This is a genomic window from Pseudomonas sp. GW821-FHT04D07 (assembly GCF_059420225.1).
Genome location: NZ_JBWKTH010000013.1, coordinates 46,881 through 63,900 on the forward strand (window position 1 = coordinate 46,881; position 17,020 = coordinate 63,900).

Sequence of the window (17,020 nt, forward strand, 5' to 3'; positions counted from 1 at the left end):
TGGCCTCATCGCCAGCAAGCTGGCTCCTACAGGTTGCGCGTGAAGGCGCGAGACAGTATTGGCAGTGGGAACGCGACTCAGGTATAGCGCCGCTTGTCCGCAGCCGGCGGGAAGTACTGGTACAACCAGGTTTCGCTCAAGGTCCGGTCATGGGTGCGAATAAACAGGCGCAGCTCCAGCGGATCGACCCGGTCGTCGCTCGGGTACCAGTCGAACGTCACCCGATAGCCGTTGATTTCGTCCAGCTTGAGGACATCGATATCCTTTACCTGACCACGGGACGTCGTCACCACCGGCTCGATCTCGGCGCCCAGGGACAGACGCGCCAACCCTCCACCGGTAAAATCCACGGTAAAGCGCCGGGCCCAGACCTCGGGGTAATGCTCGCCAGGCGCCCAGCCTTCGACAAACCCACCCATGCCCGAACGGGTCGCGTGCACCCGTGCCAACGGCGTACCCACCGGCGGCATGGCGCTCCAGTAGAGCTTGTAGCCGTAGTTCAGCGAGGCCCCCGCCGCCACCGGCTCCTTGGGCGTCCAGAACGCGACGATATTGTCCAGGGTCTCGCCCGTGGTGGGAATCTCCAGCAAATCGACGGAGCCCTCGCCCCAGGCCGTGGTCGGCTCGACCCACAGGCTCGGACGGCGGCTGTACCAGTCCACGGTGTCCTGGTAGCTGGCGAACTCATGGTCGGTCTGCACCAGGCCAAACCCCTTGGGGTCCTTGTCGGCGAAGGCATTGAACTGCAAGGTCGCCGGGTTGTTCAGCGGCCGACAGATCCACTCGCCATTGCCGCGCCACATGGCCAGGCGATCGGAGTCGTGGATCTGCGGGTGAAGGGTGTCGCACATCCGCCGTTCATGGGTGCCACAACTGAACATGCTGGTCATCGGTGCGATGCCCAACTGCTCGATGGCGGTGCGCGCATTGATATGGGCATCGACCGCCATCACCACCTGCTCGGCCTGGCAATCGATGTCGAAACGATAGGCCCCGGTGGCACTCGGCGAATCGAGCAAGGCATAGACCACGAAGCGGGTGCTGTCCTTGTCCGGGGTTTCAAACCAGAAATGGGTGAAGTCGGGAAACTCCTCGCGTTTTTTCGCATAAGTATCGATCGCCAGCCCGCGCGCCGACAGACCGTATTGCCCGGTCTTGTCCACCGCGCGGAAGTAACTGGCGCCGAGGAACGAGACAATGTCGTGCTGGTCGATTTCCGGGGCCTTGAACAGCTTGAAGCCGGAGAACCCCAGGTCACCCTTGAGCCGCGATGGGTCGATGCCGCTGCGGGCGTAGTTGAACAACGCCGGACGGAAATGCACCTCGCGCGCCTGGCGCGTCTGCGCGTCGACGCTGTACATGCGCACCGGTTGCTTGAAACCCATGCCAACATGGAAGAACTGCATGTCCAACTGGCCCTTGAGCTCATTCCACAGCGAGTGCCGGGCATCGTATTGAATGGCGTTGAATTGCTGTGGGGTCATGTCCGCCAGGGACCGCGGCAACACCTGGCGGGTGCTGGCATAGTCCTTCGCGGCGAGTTTTTTCGCGTGGGTCTGCAATGTCTCGAAGTCGAAGTGTTCGATATCGCCATCCGCGGTGGCGGCAAGCGCCCGCGCCGCGAACAGACCGCTGGCCGACAGGCCGGTATAGGCCGCCAGGGCCATGGAAGCTTTCAGAAGATTGCGGCGGTGCATAAAAAGACCTGTACAGGAACTACCGGACATCCGGAACCCTTGGGTTCCGGATCAAAAGAAGCGCTCGTTCAAGACGGCAAACGAATGCGGCTACAGGTAACAGATAACAAATCCCCATGACGGTTCGCAATATCCTACAGAAAACTTACTGACAGCCTTTATTCAGCCAAGGTGTGGCTATATGTTTCCAGCCTCTCTAGAGACTCGAGGCGCCCTGTGAACAGCGGCCCAGGCCCCGTGAAGATTTTTTCAGAATGTTTTCACGCGGTTCTTGGCACACTTGCCCACTTGTTTTGAAGGTCCGTCGAGGCAACCCATGACCCGCATCCTGACCATCGAAGACGATGCTGTAACCGCCAAGGAAATCGTGGCTGAACTGAGCAGCCACGGGCTTGAAGTTGACTGGGTCGACAACGGCCGTGAAGGCCTGGTCCGTGCCGTGAGTGGCGATTACGACCTGATTACCCTGGACCGCATGCTGCCGGAACTCGATGGCCTGGCCATCGTCACCACGCTGCGAACCATCGGGGTGGCCACGCCGATCCTGATGATCAGCGCCCTCTCCGATGTCGACGAACGCGTACGTGGTCTGCGCGCTGGCGGCGACGATTACCTGACCAAGCCCTTCGCCTCCGACGAAATGGCCGCGCGGGTCGAAGTGCTGTTGCGGCGCAAGAGCCCGGCACGGGAATTCGAAACCTCGCTACGGGTGGCCGACCTGGAGCTCAATCTGATGACCCGCGAAGCCTCCCGGGCCGATCAGTTGCTCAGCTTGCTGCCCACTGAATACAAGCTGCTGGAATTCCTGATGCGCAACACCGGGCAGATCCTCTCGCGGATGATGATTTTTGAAGAAGTCTGGGGTTATCACTTCGACCCCGGCACCAACCTGATCGACGTGCATATCGGTCGCCTGCGCAAGAAGATCGACGGCCCGGGCCTGGCGCCGCTGATCCGCACCGTGCGAGGCTCGGGTTATGTCATTGCCGAACCCCTCTAAAGGCTGGCGCTCCTCCACCAGCCGGCTGCTGGCACTCTACAGTTTCCTGTTCGTGGCCTGGAGCTGCAGCCTGATGGGGGTGCTGTATTACGAGGTTTCCGGGTACCTGAGCACCCTCGCCCGGCATTCGTTGATGCAACGCCAGCACCTGTTTTCGCGCTTCCAGGGCCAACCGCTGATGGAAGCGCTGACCACCAGCATGACCTTCGACATGCGCGGCGTGGATGCCTATGGCCTGTTCAACGAGCAGAAACTGCACCTGAGCGGGCCGATCCAGGAAATCCCGGCCGACCTGCCGATGGACGGCAGGATCCATGAGTTGGCCAACTGCATCGACTCCGACGACCCGAACCTGCCCCAGGACAGCTGCGACGCGGTGGCCACCCAGACCCACGACGGGCGCTGGCTGCTGCTGGTACGCGACAACGGCTCGCTGTTCGGCGTCACCCGGATCATTCTCCACGCCCTGTTCTGGGCGGTATCCCTGACCATCCTGCCCGGCGTGGCCGGCTGGCACCTGTTGCGGCGCCGGCCGATCCGGCGGATACGGGCGATCCAGGCCAGCGCCGAGTCGATCATCGCCGGCGACCTGGGCCATCGCCTGCCGCTGTCGAACCGTCGCGACGAGTTGGACATGCTGGCGGCGATCGTCAACGCCATGCTCGACCGGATCGAGAAGCTGATGCACGAGGTCAAGGGGGTCTGCGACAACATCGCCCATGACCTGCGCACGCCGCTGACCCGCTTGCGGGCCCAGTTGTACCGGATCCAGCAACAGACCGTCGACGGCTCGCCCGAGTCCTTGCAACTGGATGGGGTGATCGCCGAGACCGATACGTTGATGGCGCGCTTTCGCGGTTTATTGCGTATCTCCGAACTGGAAGACCATCAGCGGCGCTCTGGCTTCCTGGTACTGGACCCGTTGCCGCTGCTGCACGAGCTGTATGATTTCTACCTGCCACTGGCTGAAGAGGCCGAGATCAGCCTGCGCCTGGAGACGCCCGAGACATTGCCGACGATCACTGGCGACCGGGCCTTGCTGTTCGAAGCCCTGGCCAACCTGCTGAGCAATTCCATCAAGTTCACCCCGCCAGGCGGTGAGGTGGTCTTGAGGGCGGCCTTTGATGCCGGCAGTACCCGCATCGAGGTCCACGACTCCGGCCCCGGCATCCCGCCGTCCGAGCGCGAAGCGGTGTTCCAGCGCTTCTATCGCTGCGACGAAGGCGCCCAGCACGGTGGCTTCGGCCTCGGCCTGTCGATTGTCGCCGCCATCGTCAACCTGCACGGTTTCAGCCTCGACATCGGCAGCAGCGAGCAGGCCGGGGCGCGCTTGATCCTCAGTTGCCGGAACAACCTGATGACCGTGGACTGAATCCAGGGCCCGGGCCTTGGATTCAGCCGCGGAAATTGGCCTTCAAGGCCGCAAGGCCTTCGGCATAGATGCCATGGAACAAATCCACCGCTTCCTCTTCACTGACCCCCGTCGGGGTGAAGATCCCCGCCCACTCGACAATCGAGGTGTGCGGATCATTGCCTTCGCGAACCTGCAGGGTGGCCAGGTAGTCGGCCACCGGGAATGGCTGCTGGATAAACGAATAACTGTAGCGCCGAGCCCGGTTGTCGAAGGCTTCCAGGCGTTCGACGATGAGCACATTGTCCGCCGTGTGCAAGGTGCGCACACGGCCACCTTCGCTGAGACTGCTGCGGGGCACGAGCGGCAGCCAGTCAGGCAGGGAATCGAACCCGCCCATCAGTTGCCAGACCTCTTCGGGGGACGCCGCGATTTCAACGGTTACCGATGTTGCAGCCATGAATAATCTCCAGGAACAAGTTGGAAAGCCCGACCGATCCCGCCGGCTGGACCACTGACGACGGCAACGTCAGCGGCCGGCAGGCTCGGCATAGACACCCGTGAGGTTTCAGACCAGCGGCAACGGCGCATGAGCCGCCACCAGCCCCTCTTCCCGCAACGCCTGCCAGAACGCCAGCGGAATCGTCTCCTGCAAGGCCGCCACGTCCTCGGCGATCCGCCCTGGCCGGCTGGCGCCGGGGATCACCGCCGCCACGGCCGGGTTGGCCAGGGAGAACTGCAAGGCCGCCGCCTTGATGCTCACCCCGAAGCGTTGCGCGAGGGTCTTTATCCGTTCAACTTTAGCCATGATTTGTGACGATGCCGGTTGATATTCGAAATGGGTCCCGCCAGCCAGCACACCGGAACTGTAGGGGCCACCGACAACGATATCGACTTGCTGGGCCAGCGCCTCCGGCATCAGCCGTTGCAGGGCCCGCTCGTGATCGAGCAGGGTATAACGCCCGGCCAGCAGGAACCCGTCGGGCTGCGCTGCGTCCAGTTGCAGGGTCAGTTCGCACGGCTCGACCTTGTTCACCCCAAGGCCCCAGGCCTTGATCACGCCCTCCTCGCGCAGGCGGGTGAGCACGCGGAATGCCCCGGTGCGCGCCTGGTTGAAATACTCCAGCCATTCATCACCGTAGAAATCCTGGGCAATGTCGTGCACCCAGACGATGTCCAGGCGGTCGGTCTGCAAACGCTCGAGGCTGCCCTCGATGGAACGCAGGGTGGCGTCGGCGGAGTAGTCGTTGACCATCTTGTTGGGACGGCCATGCGCGAAGACCCCGGCCTTTTCGCCCAGGTCGCGGGCGGCGACGTCTTCCACTTCATCCAGGACCAACCGGCCGACCTTGCTGCTGAGCACGTACTGGTCCCGTGGATGCTTGGCCAGGGCCGCACCCAGGCGAATTTCCGCAAGCCCCGAACCGTAGAACGGCGCCGTGTCGAAGTAGCGCACGCCCTGGTCCCAGACCGCATCGACAGTGGCCATGGCCTCCTCCTCGGGAATGGCGCGGAACATGTTGCCCAAGGGGGCGGTGCCGAAACCCAGGGTGCCCGGCAGTTTGTCTCTGATGCTCATAGTGATGATCCTTTGAATACACGTGATGAGTCCGGCCCACCCGCTCCGGGGTGACGCGGATCTCGCTGTCGGGATCAATACTAGGTTGCGGACTTTTGACCGTCCAAGACATAATTTGCACGACTTGAGTCCCGGAAGGTCTGACATGATTGATTTACGCCAACTGCGCTATTTCGTGGCGGTCGCCGAAGAAGAGCACGTCGGGCGGGCCGCCGAGCGACTGCACATTTCCCAGTCGCCCCTGAGCCGGCAGATCGCCCAGCTGGAGGAGCGCCTGGGCCTGAGCCTGTTCGAACGCAGCCTGCAACGCATCCGCCTGACCGCCGACGGCCAGACCTTTCTCGCCGAGACCCGGGCGTTCCTGACCCATGCCAATCGGCTGGAGTCCCTCGGCCGGCGGCTGGGGCGTGGTGAAGAAGGCGGCCTGTGCATCGGCTATATCGAGAACGCCATGCACTCGGGGGTGTTGCCCCAGGCCCTGCGCAGCTTGCGCGTGGAGCGGCCGGATGTGCATATCGCGCTCTACAGCCTGAATTCGGCGCAACAGCTGGAAGGCTTGCGCCAGCGCAGCCTCGACATCGCCCTGGTCAGCGAACCACCCACGGCGGATGACCCGGACCTGAACAGCGCCCGCGTGCTCAACGACCCCATGCTGCTGGCCCTGCCCGAGCGGCATCCATTGGCGCAACTGGGCGAGTTGAGTCCAGCGGACTTTCTGGAGCAGGAATGGATTGCCGTGCAGCACCCCCAGCGCAGCGGCAAACAGGATGATTTCGTCCAGGCCTGTATCAGGGCCGGGTTCAACCCCAATGTCCGACTGCAGGCCAATGAACCGCTGACCGCACTGGGGCTGGTGGCGGCAGGACTGGGTCTGACCATGATCCAGCAGAGCCTGCGGCACAACACGCCCCAGGGCGTGGTGCTGCGGGAATTACCCTGGCTGATCTATACCACTCCCTTGTGGGCGGCCTGGCATCGGATCAACTTGCGACCGCTGGTGGCGACCTTCAGGGAAGTGCTGGTGCAGGACGCGCTCCGGATCGACCTGCCGGTGGGCCCCTAGATGTCCATAATCTTGGCGGCAAAGGCATTCCAGCCGGCCGGCTCCTGGATCAATGCCGGGTAGTTGTGCGAAAAGCCGTACATCACACCACGTCGGGTCATGAGTTCACGAACGATGGCGGTCGCCGGGCCGCTGCCACTGCCTTTCAACAGGCTCTGCTCCTGATAGGCGCGCCAGTGCAATTCCATCGCGATGATCTTGCACAGTGCCGACTCCTGGGCCGCCACGCCGGTATTCTTGACCAGCAAGCAGAGTTTGACCGGTACGCTGACAGCCAGCGATACCCCGCCGGGAACAGCGGCCAAACCAAAGCCAACGCCCTTGTTGAACAACTTATGGGTTTTCATCAGTTTCAACACATCAAGCCACTGGCATAAGGTTTTACTCTGCTGACAGTGCCTGGCCATTTCAGCAAAGCGATGCAAGTGCACGGCTGAAACGCCGGCGGAACTCCCCTCGCGCAGCAACGCATAAGGATTGACCGGCAAAGCCATGCTGCCGATCGACGCCGCCGTGCCGACACAGGTCTGCACGTAATTGCGCACTTTACGATGCTGCAACAGGTGCTTGGTCTTCGGCGACGGCCGCTCAACACCCTGCACCGTGAAATAAGGATTATCCACCAGGGTCGAAGCCGCCTGGCCCACCTTGTAGACGCCCACCAGCGGTGTCAGGGCCGTCCCCAGGCCGTGCGGGATCAACCCGGACACCGCCAGGGCCGTGTCGAGGACCAGGCTGTTTATATTGAAACTGTATTTCGACATTTCTTTCAATCTGGCGGCAAAATCTTCCTGCTCCACACCCATATTGGCCTACCTCTCGCGTTTATAAAGCTGGGGAATTTTTCATTAAAGTATCAGTCCCGAGCTCAACTAAACGAGGTAAAAAAAAGCCAATTTATTACTTCAATTTGCCATTTATTCAAAAATGCAAAGTGCAACAATAAAGCGCCCAAACAGCAGGGGCTTACTTATAGAAATCGCTATTTTCCGATCAGTTTGAACAATGCTTCCAGGCTTTGCCGAAGGGCCCCGGAGTTATCCAACAGGCTTAGCGATGGATCCTCCGCCGCCAACAACGAGGCGGTGAACTCGGCATTGCGCGCCAGGCGCGCCTCGATCTGCGGGACACTCTCCCGTCCCCGCGCCAGCAGCCGCTCACGCAAGACCGCCTGGTCGACGGAGAGCAGGATCACTTGCAAATCCGGATAACGTGCGCGGGCCTGGGGCAGATAGGCCCGTGAGCCGTTGACCAGCACATCCTCTCCGGCAGCCAACCAGTCGTCGATCCGACGGGGAATGCCATAACACAGGCCGTTGGCCTGCCAGCTCATGGCGAAGGCCCCCTGAGCCTGCAGCGTCGCGAATTGCTCGGCACTGACCGACTGCGCCGCCTCGCCGGCCGCCTCGGCCGAGCGGGTGATGACCCGCCGGGCAATCCGGCAGCCACGCTCGGCCAGGGGTTCGCGGGCGGCATCGAGCAAACTGTCTTTGCCCGAGCCCGAAGGCCCGATGAGATAGATCAAGCGGCCAGCCATCCACAATCCCTCACACGTTGTCGCGCGCACAGTACAACACTCGCGGCGATCATGGCACTCATCGCAAGCGTGTTCGAGGATAGAAGGAGGGCAAGGCCGGCGCCCGACCAGCAGCCACACCCGGCGCGACCGGGGCGGTCGCGCCGGACTCAGGACTCAAGCCGGGTTGCGCGCCGCCAGCCGGGAAAAGCTCGCCAGGCAAGCCACGGCGGCAAAACCGGCACCGATATACAGTGCCAGGATCGGTCCGGAATGGCTCGACAAGCCGAAACTCAAGGCCACCAGCGCAGCCCCCGTGGACTGGCCAAGCAAGCGCGCGGTGGCGATCATCCCGCTGGCGCCGCTGCTGCGCTCACGCGGGGCGCTGGTCATCAGGGCCTTCTGGTTTGGCGACTGGAAGAAACCGAAACCCAGGCCACAGATCACCATGCGCACACAGATCGCCAGGGCGCTCGGGTCCGCCGGCAGCATCGCCAGGGACAACATGCCCAGCGACAACACCCCCAGGCCGATGCCGCCGAGCAAGCCCGGTGGGTAACGATCCGACAGGCGTCCGGCAAAGGGCGCGATCAGGGCCACCACCACCGACCAGGGGGTCATCAGGTAGCCGGTCTGCACCGGGTCGCGGCCCAGGACCGTCTCGAAGAAAAACGGCAGCGAGACGAAGGCCAGGCCCTGGGTGGCGAAGGAGCAGATGGCGGTCAGCACGGACAGCGCGAACATCGGCCGCTTGAGCAAGTCAGTGGGGAACAGTGGGGCCGGATGACCGGTTTCGCGGCGGATCATCAGCGTACCCGCTATCACGCACAGCAGCAGCGCCAGACAGATCGGCAAGGCGCCGGCAAACTGCGCGCCCTCGCCCAGGGCATAGATGAGAGCGCCGAACGTCACCATGCTCAGCAGCGCCGTGCCCCAGGCAAAGCGCTGGCCGTTGGGCGGCGTATGGGGCAGCGAGGGCACCGCCATGGCCAGGGCGACCAGGCCGATGGGGATATTGACGCCGAACAGCCAGGGCCAGTTGGCCACCGACAGGATCAAGGAGGCCACCGTCGGTCCGGCGGCAAATGACATGCCGACCACCAATGCATTGAGGCCCATCCCTTTGCCGAGTTTCTCCGGCGGAAACAGGCTGAAGATCAGCGCGCCGTTGACGCTCATGATCGCACTGGCGCCAACCCCTTGCAGGACCCGGGCGAGGGTCAGCTGGGTCAGGGTGGTCGACATCGCACACAGGGCCGACGACACGGTGAACAGCACCAACCCGAACAGGTAGACCTTGCGGTGCCCGACTGTCCCACCAAAGGAAGCGAAGGCCAGGATGGTCGCCACCGCCGACAGTTGGTAGGCGTTGATGATCCACACCGAGGCCGCCGGCGTGGTGTGCAGGCTGGTGGCGATCGCCGGCAACGCGGTGTTGGCGATGGCGGTGTCCAGTGAGGCCAGCGCGATGGAGATCAGAATCGCCAACATGCCACTGGCCTGACGCGATAAACCCGGCCTGAAAATTCCCGATGACCCGCTGATTGCACACCCCCCGAAACCCGCTGTACAGAGCGGATCATAGCGTTTTGCCCAATATCGCTGACGACGTCTTGCTGAACTGCGGCTGTACGACATCGAGCGCGGGTTCAGCCAGTATCTACGCGCATGGTGATCCCCTACCCTCACTTGATAAACTAGCGCCTTCTTGGATCACTCCCAATAAAAGGTTGGCAATGGACGTTCTGGCAAGCATGAAGGTCTTCGTCAAGGTGGTTGAACACGGCAGCTTCAGCGCCGCGGCGCAGTCCATCGGGATTTCCTCGACCATGGTCGGCAACCATGTCCAGGGCCTGGAGAAACACCTGGGCACGCGCCTGCTGCATCGCACCACCCGGCGCCAGAGCCTGACCGAGATCGGCCAGGGTTATCACACTCAGTGCCTGGCGATCCTCGGGCAGATCGAACACGCCGAATTGATTGCCCGGGAACAGCGCGCCCATCCGCGGGGCCGGTTGCGGGTCAGTGCCTCGCCGACCCTGGCCTCGGACCGGCTGATCCCGGCGATCGCCGCCTACCTCAAGACCTACCCGGAAGTGGATATCGAACTGAAGTTCAATGATCGGGTGGTGGACCTGGTGGAGGATGGTTTCGACCTGGTGTTTCGCTACGGCGAGTTGCCCAGCAGCGGACTGGTGGGACGCCTGCTGAGCAAGAACCGGCGCATCGCCTGCGCGTCACCGGCCTATCTGGAAGCCCACGGCACGCCGCGGGTGCCAGAGGATCTGCTGCAACATAACTGCCTGGTATTCCTGCGGGCCACGCCGCAGCGCGACTGGTTGTTCCACGGTGTGAGCAGCGAAAGCATCCGGGTAAACGGGCAACTGTCGGCCAACAACGGCACGGCGTTGATGAACGCGGCGCTGGAGGGAATCGGTATCGTCCTGTTACCGCAGACGTTGGTGGAAGACGCCCTGAAGGACGGGCGCCTGGTCCACTTGCTGCCCGATCATGAGACCCTGGATCGGCCGCTGCACCTGGTCTACCTGCCGGACAAACAGATGACGCCCAAGCTGAGCAGCTTTATCGAGTTCATGGTCAAGCGCTTTGCGTAGCAGGATGCCGTAACGCTGTGAGCGTCAGTCAGTTATCTTGAAAACGCCACCATCTGTGTAGCTGGCTTGCCGGCGATGGCGGTCGATCAGGCGATGCAAGGCTCACGGAGCTCATCGCCAGCAAGCCGGCTCCCACAAGTTCCGCGCCAGACATTGATCCGCTTGACGCATCAATCCATTCTAAAAATGCACTTATCAAATCTATAGCGCTGCGCCAGTATCCCGGCCAATAAAATCTGCACTGCGATGCAGGCCATAAAAACGCCGGAGACCTTCACGATGCACGCCACAACACCGACCGCCAGTTCCGCCCGTGCCAAGGCGGGCGCGGTATTTCGCGTTACCTCGGGCAACTTCCTCGAACAGTTCGACTTCTTCCTGTTCGGCTTCTACGCCACCTACATCGCCGCCGCCTTCTTCCCCGCCAGCAGTGAGTTCGCCTCGCTGATGATGACCTTTGCCGTGTTCGGCGCCGGCTTCCTGATGCGTCCGCTGGGTGCGGTGATCCTCGGTGCCTATATCGATGACGTCGGTCGACGCAAAGGCCTGATCGTCACCCTGTCGATCATGGCCAGCGGCACCATCCTGATCGTGCTGGTACCTGGTTACGAAAGCATTGGCCTGCTGGCCCCGGCCCTGGTCTTGATCGGCCGCCTGCTGCAGGGCTTCTCCGCCGGTGCCGAACTGGGCGGCGTTTCAGTCTATCTGTCGGAAATCGCCACGCCGGGTCGCAAGGGCTTCTTCACCGCCTGGCAGTCCTGCAGCCAGCAAGTGGCCGTGGTGATCGCCGCCGCCCTGGGCTACGCACTGAACCAGTGGATGTCGGCCAGCACTGTCGCTGATTGGGGCTGGCGCATTCCGTTTCTGGTCGGCTGCATGATCGTGCCGTTTATCTTCCTGCTGCGCCGCAACCTGGCGGAAACCGAGGAATTCGCCAAGCGCCGTCACCGTCCGGGCATGCGCGAGGTGTTCAACACCCTGGCGCAGAACTGGGTGATTGTGGTCGCCGGCATGTTGATGGTGGCGATGACCACTACTGCCTTCTACCTGATCACCGTGTATGCGCCGACCTTCGGCAAGACCGTGCTGCACCTGAGCACCGCTGACAGCCTGTTGGTGACCCTGTTGGTGGGTGTGTCGAACTTTTTCTGGCTGCCCCTGGGCGGCGCCCTCTCCGACCGTATCGGCCGCCGTCCGGTGCTGCTGACCATGTCCGGTCTGACCCTGGCCACGGCTTATCCGGCCTTGTCGCTGCTGGTCCAGGCGCCGACGTTCACCAGCATGCTGCTGGTGCTGCTGTGGTTGTCGTTTCTCTACGGGATGTACAACGGCGCGATGGTCGCGGCCCTCACCGAGATCATGCCGGCGGAAGTCCGGGTGGCCGGTTTCTCCCTGGCCTACAGCCTGGCGACGGCGGTGTTCGGCGGTTTCACTCCGGCGATCTCGACCTTCCTGATCCAGTACAGCGGGGACAAGGCCGCACCGGGTTACTGGATGAGCTTCGCCGCGCTCTGCGCCCTGTGCGCGACGCTGTTTCTCTATCGCAAGGCCAGGATGCAGCTCCAGCCGGCGGTGTAAGCCCGGTGTTTTCAGGGTGACCTGAAAGGCCTCTTCGCGGCGATACAGCGACCCGACAAGCTCTGCTCCCACATTAGTGCTCGGTTATACACAGATCATGCGTACGACTTGGACACTGTGGGAGCGGAGCTTGCCCGCGAAGACGGCGGATCAGGCACCACAAACCGATGATCCTTGAGAGAACCCCGATGAAAGCATTGTTTTTCAAGATCGCCCTGCTCGGCAGCCTGACCTTGGCGAGTCTGGCGACCCAGGCCGAAGAAATCCGCGTGATGACCTCCGGCGGCTTCACCGCCGCCTACAAGCTGCTCGGCCCGAAATTCGCCGCTGATAGCGGCAACACCCTCGACACCATTCTCGGTCCATCCATGGGCAAGGCGCCGGAGGCTATTCCCAACCGGCTGGAGCGCGGTGAAAAGGCCGATGTACTGATCATGGTCGGTTACGCCCTCGACGAGTTGATCAAGCAGGGCAAGGTCCTGCCCGGCTCACGGGTCGAGCTGGCGGATTCGCGGATCGGCCTGGTGGTTCGCGCCGGCAGCGCCCAACCGCCCATCGGTACCGAGCAAGAGTTGAAAGACACCTTGCTCAAGGCCAAGTCCGTGGCCTACTCCGACAGTGCCAGTGGCGTGTATATCCAGGACCAACTGTTCAAGCGCCTGGGCATTGAAGCGCAACTCAAGCCCAAGGCAACCATGGTGCCGAAGATCCCGGTGGCCTCGGTGGTGGCGACCGGTGACTATCAACTGGGCTTCCAGCAGGTCAGCGAACTGCTGCCGGTGCCAGGGGTGACCTATGTCGGCAAGATCCCGGAATCGGTGCAGTCGGTGACGCGGTTTGCCGCCGGGATTCCAGTGGGGGCCGAACATCCCGCACAGGCCAAGGCCTTGCTGGATTACCTCGCCTCCCCGGCAGCCCAGGCCACCGTGAAAGCCACCGGGCTGGATTCCATTCCTCATTGATTACACGTTCCCTTGTAGGCGCCGGCTTGCTGGCGATGGCCAGTAGGCCTTGCAGCGCCTGAACGGCCGCTATTGCCAGCAAGCCGGCTCCTACAGGTTTCGTGCCCCCCTCAGGATCCGCTGGTGTGCGGCAGTTTCATTTCAACAATCAGCCGCTCCAGCTCCCGCGCCGCCGGGGTCAACACCCGCCCCCGGCGCTTGAGCAAGCCGACCTTGCGCATTACCTCCGGTTCGATCAGCGGCACACTGGTGAGAATCGGATGCTCGCCGGCCACCGGCATCGCCATGGTCGGCACCGCCGCAATCCCCAATCCAGCCTCCACCAGACCGATCATGGTGGTGACATGCCGGGTTTCACAGACCCCGGGGTTCTGCGCCTCGATGCCCACCAGCGCCTGGTCGAGCAGGAAGCGATTGCCCGAGGTCTTGTCGAGGCTGATGTAGTCCTGCTGGTACAACTCGGTCCAGGTCACGCTGGCCCGACCGGCCAGCGGATGATCACGGCGACAGGCGACAACGTAGCGCTCCTCGACCAACAACTCGAATTCGATTTCCGCCTGCAGGTTGCCGGTGAAACTCAGGCCGAAATCCGCTTCGCCACTGAGCACGGCGGCATGTACGTCGTTGGCGCTGGAGTCGAGCACCTTGACCTTGATCTTCGGGTATTGCCGGTGATAGTGGGCCACCACCTTCGGCATGAAGTAATAGGCCGCCGACGGCACACACGCCACCGTGACATGCCCCAGCCGGGTCGAGGCCACGTCGGTGATGCCCAGCAACGCGAGGTCGAGGTCGTCCAGCAGCCGCTCCACGGTCGGCGCGAACACCCGACCCACCTGGGTCAGGCTGACCCGCCGGGTGGTACGCTCGAACAACCGGACCCCCAGGGCGTCCTCAAGCTTTTCCACGCGCCGGCTCAAGGCCGGTTGGGAGAGGTTGATAGCCTGCGCCGCCTTGCGGAAACTGCCCTGCTCGACCACTGCGCGGAAGGCCTGCAAGTCGTTCAAATCGAAGTTGATGGCCACCGGGCTTACTCGTCGGAAACTGATTGATCAGTTTAACGCATGAATCAGTCGACTCGATGCATGAGCCGACTTGAATGCGCGTCATTCATCCGACAATAAAAAAAGCCCGACCTGATTGCTCAGGCCGGGCTCTTCAGACCCCCCGGATCAGACCTTGACGATCCAACCCGCTGGTGCTTCAACGTCGCCGGTCTGGACGCCGGTCAGTTCGTTGTACAGACGCTGGGTCACCGGACCGACTTCGGTCTCGCTGTGGAACACGTGCAGCTTGCCATTGTACTCTATGCCGCCAATCGGCGTGATCACCGCGGCAGTTCCACAGGCACCGGCTTCCTTGAAGTCGGCGATCTTGTCGATCAGCACATCGCCTTCGATGACCTTCAGGCCCAGGCGCGATTTGGCCAGTTCGATCAGCGACAGACGGGTGATACCCGGCAAGACCGAAGGCGACTGCGGCGTCACGAATTCGTTGTTGTGAGTGATGCCGAAGAAGTTGGCCGAACCGACTTCCTCGATCTTCGAGTGGGTCAGCGGGTCCAGGTAGATGGCATCGGCAAAGCCACGCTTCTTGGCTTCGGCACCCGGCATCAGGCTGGCGGCGTAGTTGCCACCGACCTTGGCCGCACCGGTGCCTTGCGGGGCCGCACGGTCATAGCTGGAGATCACGAAGTTGTGCGGCTTCATGCCGCCCTTGAAGTAAGCGCCGACCGGGATGCAGAAGATCGAGAAGATAAACTCGGGAGCGGTACGCACGCCGATGTTGTCACCCACGCCGATCACGAACGGCCGCAGGTACAGCGCGCCGCCGGTGCCGTAAGGCGGAATGAAACGTTCGTTGGCGCGGACCACCTGCTTGCAGGCTTCGATAAACACATCGGTCGGTACGTGCGGCATCAGCAGACGCGAGCAACTGCGCTGCATGCGCGCGGCGTTCTGGTCAGGACGGAACAGGTTGATCGAACCGTCCTTGCAACGGTAGGCCTTCATGCCTTCGAAGCACTGTTGACCGTAGTGCAGCGCGGTCGAACCTTCACTGATATGCAGGACGTTGTCTTCGGTCAGCGCACCGTTGTCCCACTCACCGTTACGGTAGTACGACAGGTAGCGCTTGTCGGTCTTGACGTAATCGAAACCCAGCTTGTCCCAGTTAATGCTTTCCTGACCCATGGCACCCTCAATCATCTGATAACCGCCTGAATCGCTCAGGCTTATGACATTTTTTTAGCAGGCAACCACAATACTCTATTCAGACAGGAAATCGCAGCCTGGACGACGTGCATGTCCTACATGCGTTTATGCCATACAGGGTCCGTAGCCCCCGATGCCAGCGGGCGAATCTCAGTCTGCATGGGCTTGTAAGGCGGCCTGGCGGCCAAAGCGATATTGGTTGTTCCCGCTGCGCTTGGCTTCGTACATCGCCAGGTCGGCGGTATGGATCAGCGTATCCATGCTCGGCGCATGGTCCGGGAATACCGCCACACCCAGGCTGCAACCGATCTGCGCCAGTTGATCACCGAGACTGATCGGCATCGACAACTCGACGAGCATTTTCTTGCACAGAAGATGCACCTCCTCCAACAAGCCATTGCTCTGCTGGGTCAGCCCTTCGAGGACCAACACGAACTCATCACCACCGATGCGCGCCACCGTGTCCGAGCTGCGCATCAGGTTTTTCAGACGGGTTGCCGTGGCGACCAGGATCCGGTCGCCGGCCGCATGCCCGTGGGCATCATTGATGTCCTTGAAGCCGTTGAGGTCGAGAAACACCAGGATCACCCGTGTGGTTTCCAGGCGGGCACGCTCCAGCGCCCGGGACAGACGTTCCTCCAGCACCAGTCGATTGGGCAGCCCGGTCAGCGCGTCGTGGTGGGCCAGGGTATGCAACTGGCTGGCCCAGGCCTTTTCCTCGGTGATATCACGCACCACTCCCATCATCTTGATCGCCGAGTCATGAACGTTCTTCACCACATTGCCGGTCTCGCGCAGCCAGTGGACGCTGCCGTCCGGCCAGATCACCCGGTATTCCTCGTCGTGGTTCTCGCCAGTCGCAATGCAACGCGCCTCCCCGGCCCGCACCCGGTCCCGGTCTTCGGGGTGCACGCTGGCGCAGAACAGTTCGTAGGACGGGATCACCTCGCCCACCTTGTAGCCGAACATGCCGTAGATGGCCTCCGACCAGTAGAGCTTCTCGGTATCGACATCCCAGTCCCAGGTGCCGATGCGGGCAAAGTACTGGCTGCGCTTGAAGCGTTCGACATCGTCGGCGGCTTCGACCCGCCGGTGGCGTTCGCTCAATTGGTGCAAAAGCGCCCGGCACTCGGCCAGTTCCCGGCGAGCCCTGCGCTCACGACAAAGCAGCACCCCGATCAAAGCGATCACGGGTACTGCGACAGCGGCCTCAAGCCATGAGGTCAGCATTGAAAACCAAGGGATTTGAACATGGACACACGACGAATAAATGGCCAGTGGCTATCTTAGTCCACACGGAACGTGCGCCCATGGTTTTTTAGTGGGCTGTGGCTTCGCTCATCAACGACTGATGAATCGCGAGGCCGGCCATGACCCCGGCCTCTGGTTACGGAGAGTCGGTTTTGCTATACCTGCCGCCTGAATAGTCAGATGGGGTACCAACCC

15 protein-coding genes are annotated in these 17,020 nt (G+C 62.2%); 6 read left to right on the forward strand and 9 right to left on the reverse strand.

All coding sequences use genetic code 11. The annotated features are described in order from the left end of the window. Positions 1–77: 77 nt before the first annotated feature. The gene (locus tag AC07T0_RS16950) at positions 78–1,697 is read right to left on the reverse strand and encodes a glucan biosynthesis protein D (RefSeq protein WP_495002285.1); all 1,620 of its coding nucleotides are present in this window, start codon (positions 1,695–1,697) and stop codon (positions 78–80) included. Positions 1,698–2,013: 316 nt separating this feature from the next. On the opposite strand from AC07T0_RS16950, the gene AC07T0_RS16955 reads away from it, so the two are divergent. Together AC07T0_RS16955 and AC07T0_RS16960 are read left to right on the forward strand one after the other, a co-directional pair. Further along, complete coding sequence (locus AC07T0_RS16955) at positions 2,014–2,697, forward strand: response regulator transcription factor (RefSeq protein WP_248806525.1); 684 nt, start codon at positions 2,014–2,016, stop codon at positions 2,695–2,697. Then, the gene (locus AC07T0_RS16960) at positions 2,675–4,069 is read left to right on the forward strand and encodes a sensor histidine kinase (RefSeq protein WP_495002286.1); all 1,395 of its coding nucleotides are present in this window, start codon (positions 2,675–2,677) and stop codon (positions 4,067–4,069) included. The genes AC07T0_RS16955 and AC07T0_RS16960 overlap by 23 nt, the downstream gene beginning before the upstream one ends. Positions 4,070–4,091: 22 nt before the next feature. Here the strand turns inward: AC07T0_RS16960 and AC07T0_RS16965 are convergent, their stop codons facing one another. Together AC07T0_RS16965 and AC07T0_RS16970 are read right to left on the reverse strand one after the other, a co-directional pair. Then, a complete protein-coding gene (locus tag AC07T0_RS16965; protein ID WP_495002287.1) occupies positions 4,092–4,508 on the reverse strand; it encodes an SRPBCC family protein in 417 nt (138 codons plus the stop codon). Positions 4,509–4,616: 108 nt separating this feature from the next. Further along, a complete protein-coding gene (locus tag AC07T0_RS16970) occupies positions 4,617–5,627 on the reverse strand; it encodes an aldo/keto reductase (RefSeq protein ID WP_495002288.1) in 1,011 nt (336 codons plus the stop codon). A gap of 145 nt (positions 5,628–5,772) precedes the next feature. Here AC07T0_RS16970 and AC07T0_RS16975 point away from each other — a divergent pair, with 145 nt between their 5' ends. Continuing rightward, positions 5,773–6,690, forward strand: coding sequence for a LysR substrate-binding domain-containing protein (locus AC07T0_RS16975; RefSeq protein ID WP_495002289.1), 918 nt, complete (start codon positions 5,773–5,775; stop codon positions 6,688–6,690). On the opposite strand, the gene AC07T0_RS16980 is transcribed toward AC07T0_RS16975, so the two are convergent. The 3 genes from AC07T0_RS16980 to AC07T0_RS16990 form a co-directional block, all read right to left on the reverse strand. After that, on the reverse strand, positions 6,687–7,454 hold the full coding sequence (locus AC07T0_RS16980) for a hypothetical protein (RefSeq protein ID WP_495002290.1): 768 nt from the start codon (positions 7,452–7,454) through the stop codon (positions 6,687–6,689). The two genes, AC07T0_RS16975 and AC07T0_RS16980, sit on opposite strands and share 4 nt — an antisense overlap. Before the next feature lie 218 nt (positions 7,455–7,672). Next, positions 7,673–8,227, reverse strand: coding sequence for a phosphonate metabolism protein/1,5-bisphosphokinase (PRPP-forming) PhnN (gene phnN / locus AC07T0_RS16985; RefSeq protein ID WP_495002291.1), 555 nt, complete (start codon positions 8,225–8,227; stop codon positions 7,673–7,675). A 156-nt stretch (positions 8,228–8,383) separates the two neighbouring features. After that, positions 8,384–9,697 carry an MFS transporter gene (locus AC07T0_RS16990; protein ID WP_495002292.1) on the reverse strand — a complete coding sequence of 438 codons (1,314 nt, stop codon included), beginning with the start codon at positions 9,695–9,697 and terminating at the stop codon, positions 8,384–8,386. Positions 9,698–9,942: 245 nt separating this feature from the next. On the opposite strand from AC07T0_RS16990, the gene AC07T0_RS16995 reads away from it, so the two are divergent. The 3 genes from AC07T0_RS16995 (at position 9,943) to AC07T0_RS17005 (ending at position 13,361) form a co-directional block, all read left to right on the forward strand. After that, on the forward strand, positions 9,943–10,821 hold the full coding sequence (locus AC07T0_RS16995; RefSeq protein WP_495002293.1) for a LysR family transcriptional regulator: 879 nt from the start codon (positions 9,943–9,945) through the stop codon (positions 10,819–10,821). A gap of 279 nt (positions 10,822–11,100) precedes the next feature. Further along, entirely contained in the window at positions 11,101–12,399 is a 1,299-nt protein-coding gene (locus tag AC07T0_RS17000; RefSeq protein ID WP_495002294.1) for an MFS transporter, read from the forward strand. Between the two features lie 188 nt (positions 12,400–12,587). Beyond that, a complete protein-coding gene (locus AC07T0_RS17005; RefSeq protein WP_495002295.1) occupies positions 12,588–13,361 on the forward strand; it encodes a substrate-binding domain-containing protein in 774 nt (257 codons plus the stop codon). 110 nt (positions 13,362–13,471) lie between these two features. On the opposite strand, the gene AC07T0_RS17010 is transcribed toward AC07T0_RS17005, so the two are convergent. The 3 genes from AC07T0_RS17010 to AC07T0_RS17020 form a co-directional block, all read right to left on the reverse strand. Beyond that, a complete protein-coding gene (locus AC07T0_RS17010) occupies positions 13,472–14,386 on the reverse strand; it encodes a LysR family transcriptional regulator (RefSeq protein ID WP_495002296.1) in 915 nt (304 codons plus the stop codon). Positions 14,387–14,533: 147 nt separating this feature from the next. After that, entirely contained in the window at positions 14,534–15,553 is a 1,020-nt protein-coding gene (locus AC07T0_RS17015; protein WP_495002376.1) for a branched-chain amino acid aminotransferase, read from the reverse strand. A gap of 171 nt (positions 15,554–15,724) precedes the next feature. Next, positions 15,725–16,804: a diguanylate cyclase domain-containing protein gene (locus AC07T0_RS17020; protein WP_495002297.1), complete on the reverse strand. Its 1,080-nt coding sequence runs from the start codon at positions 16,802–16,804 to the stop codon at positions 15,725–15,727. Positions 16,805–17,020 lie beyond the last annotated feature (216 nt).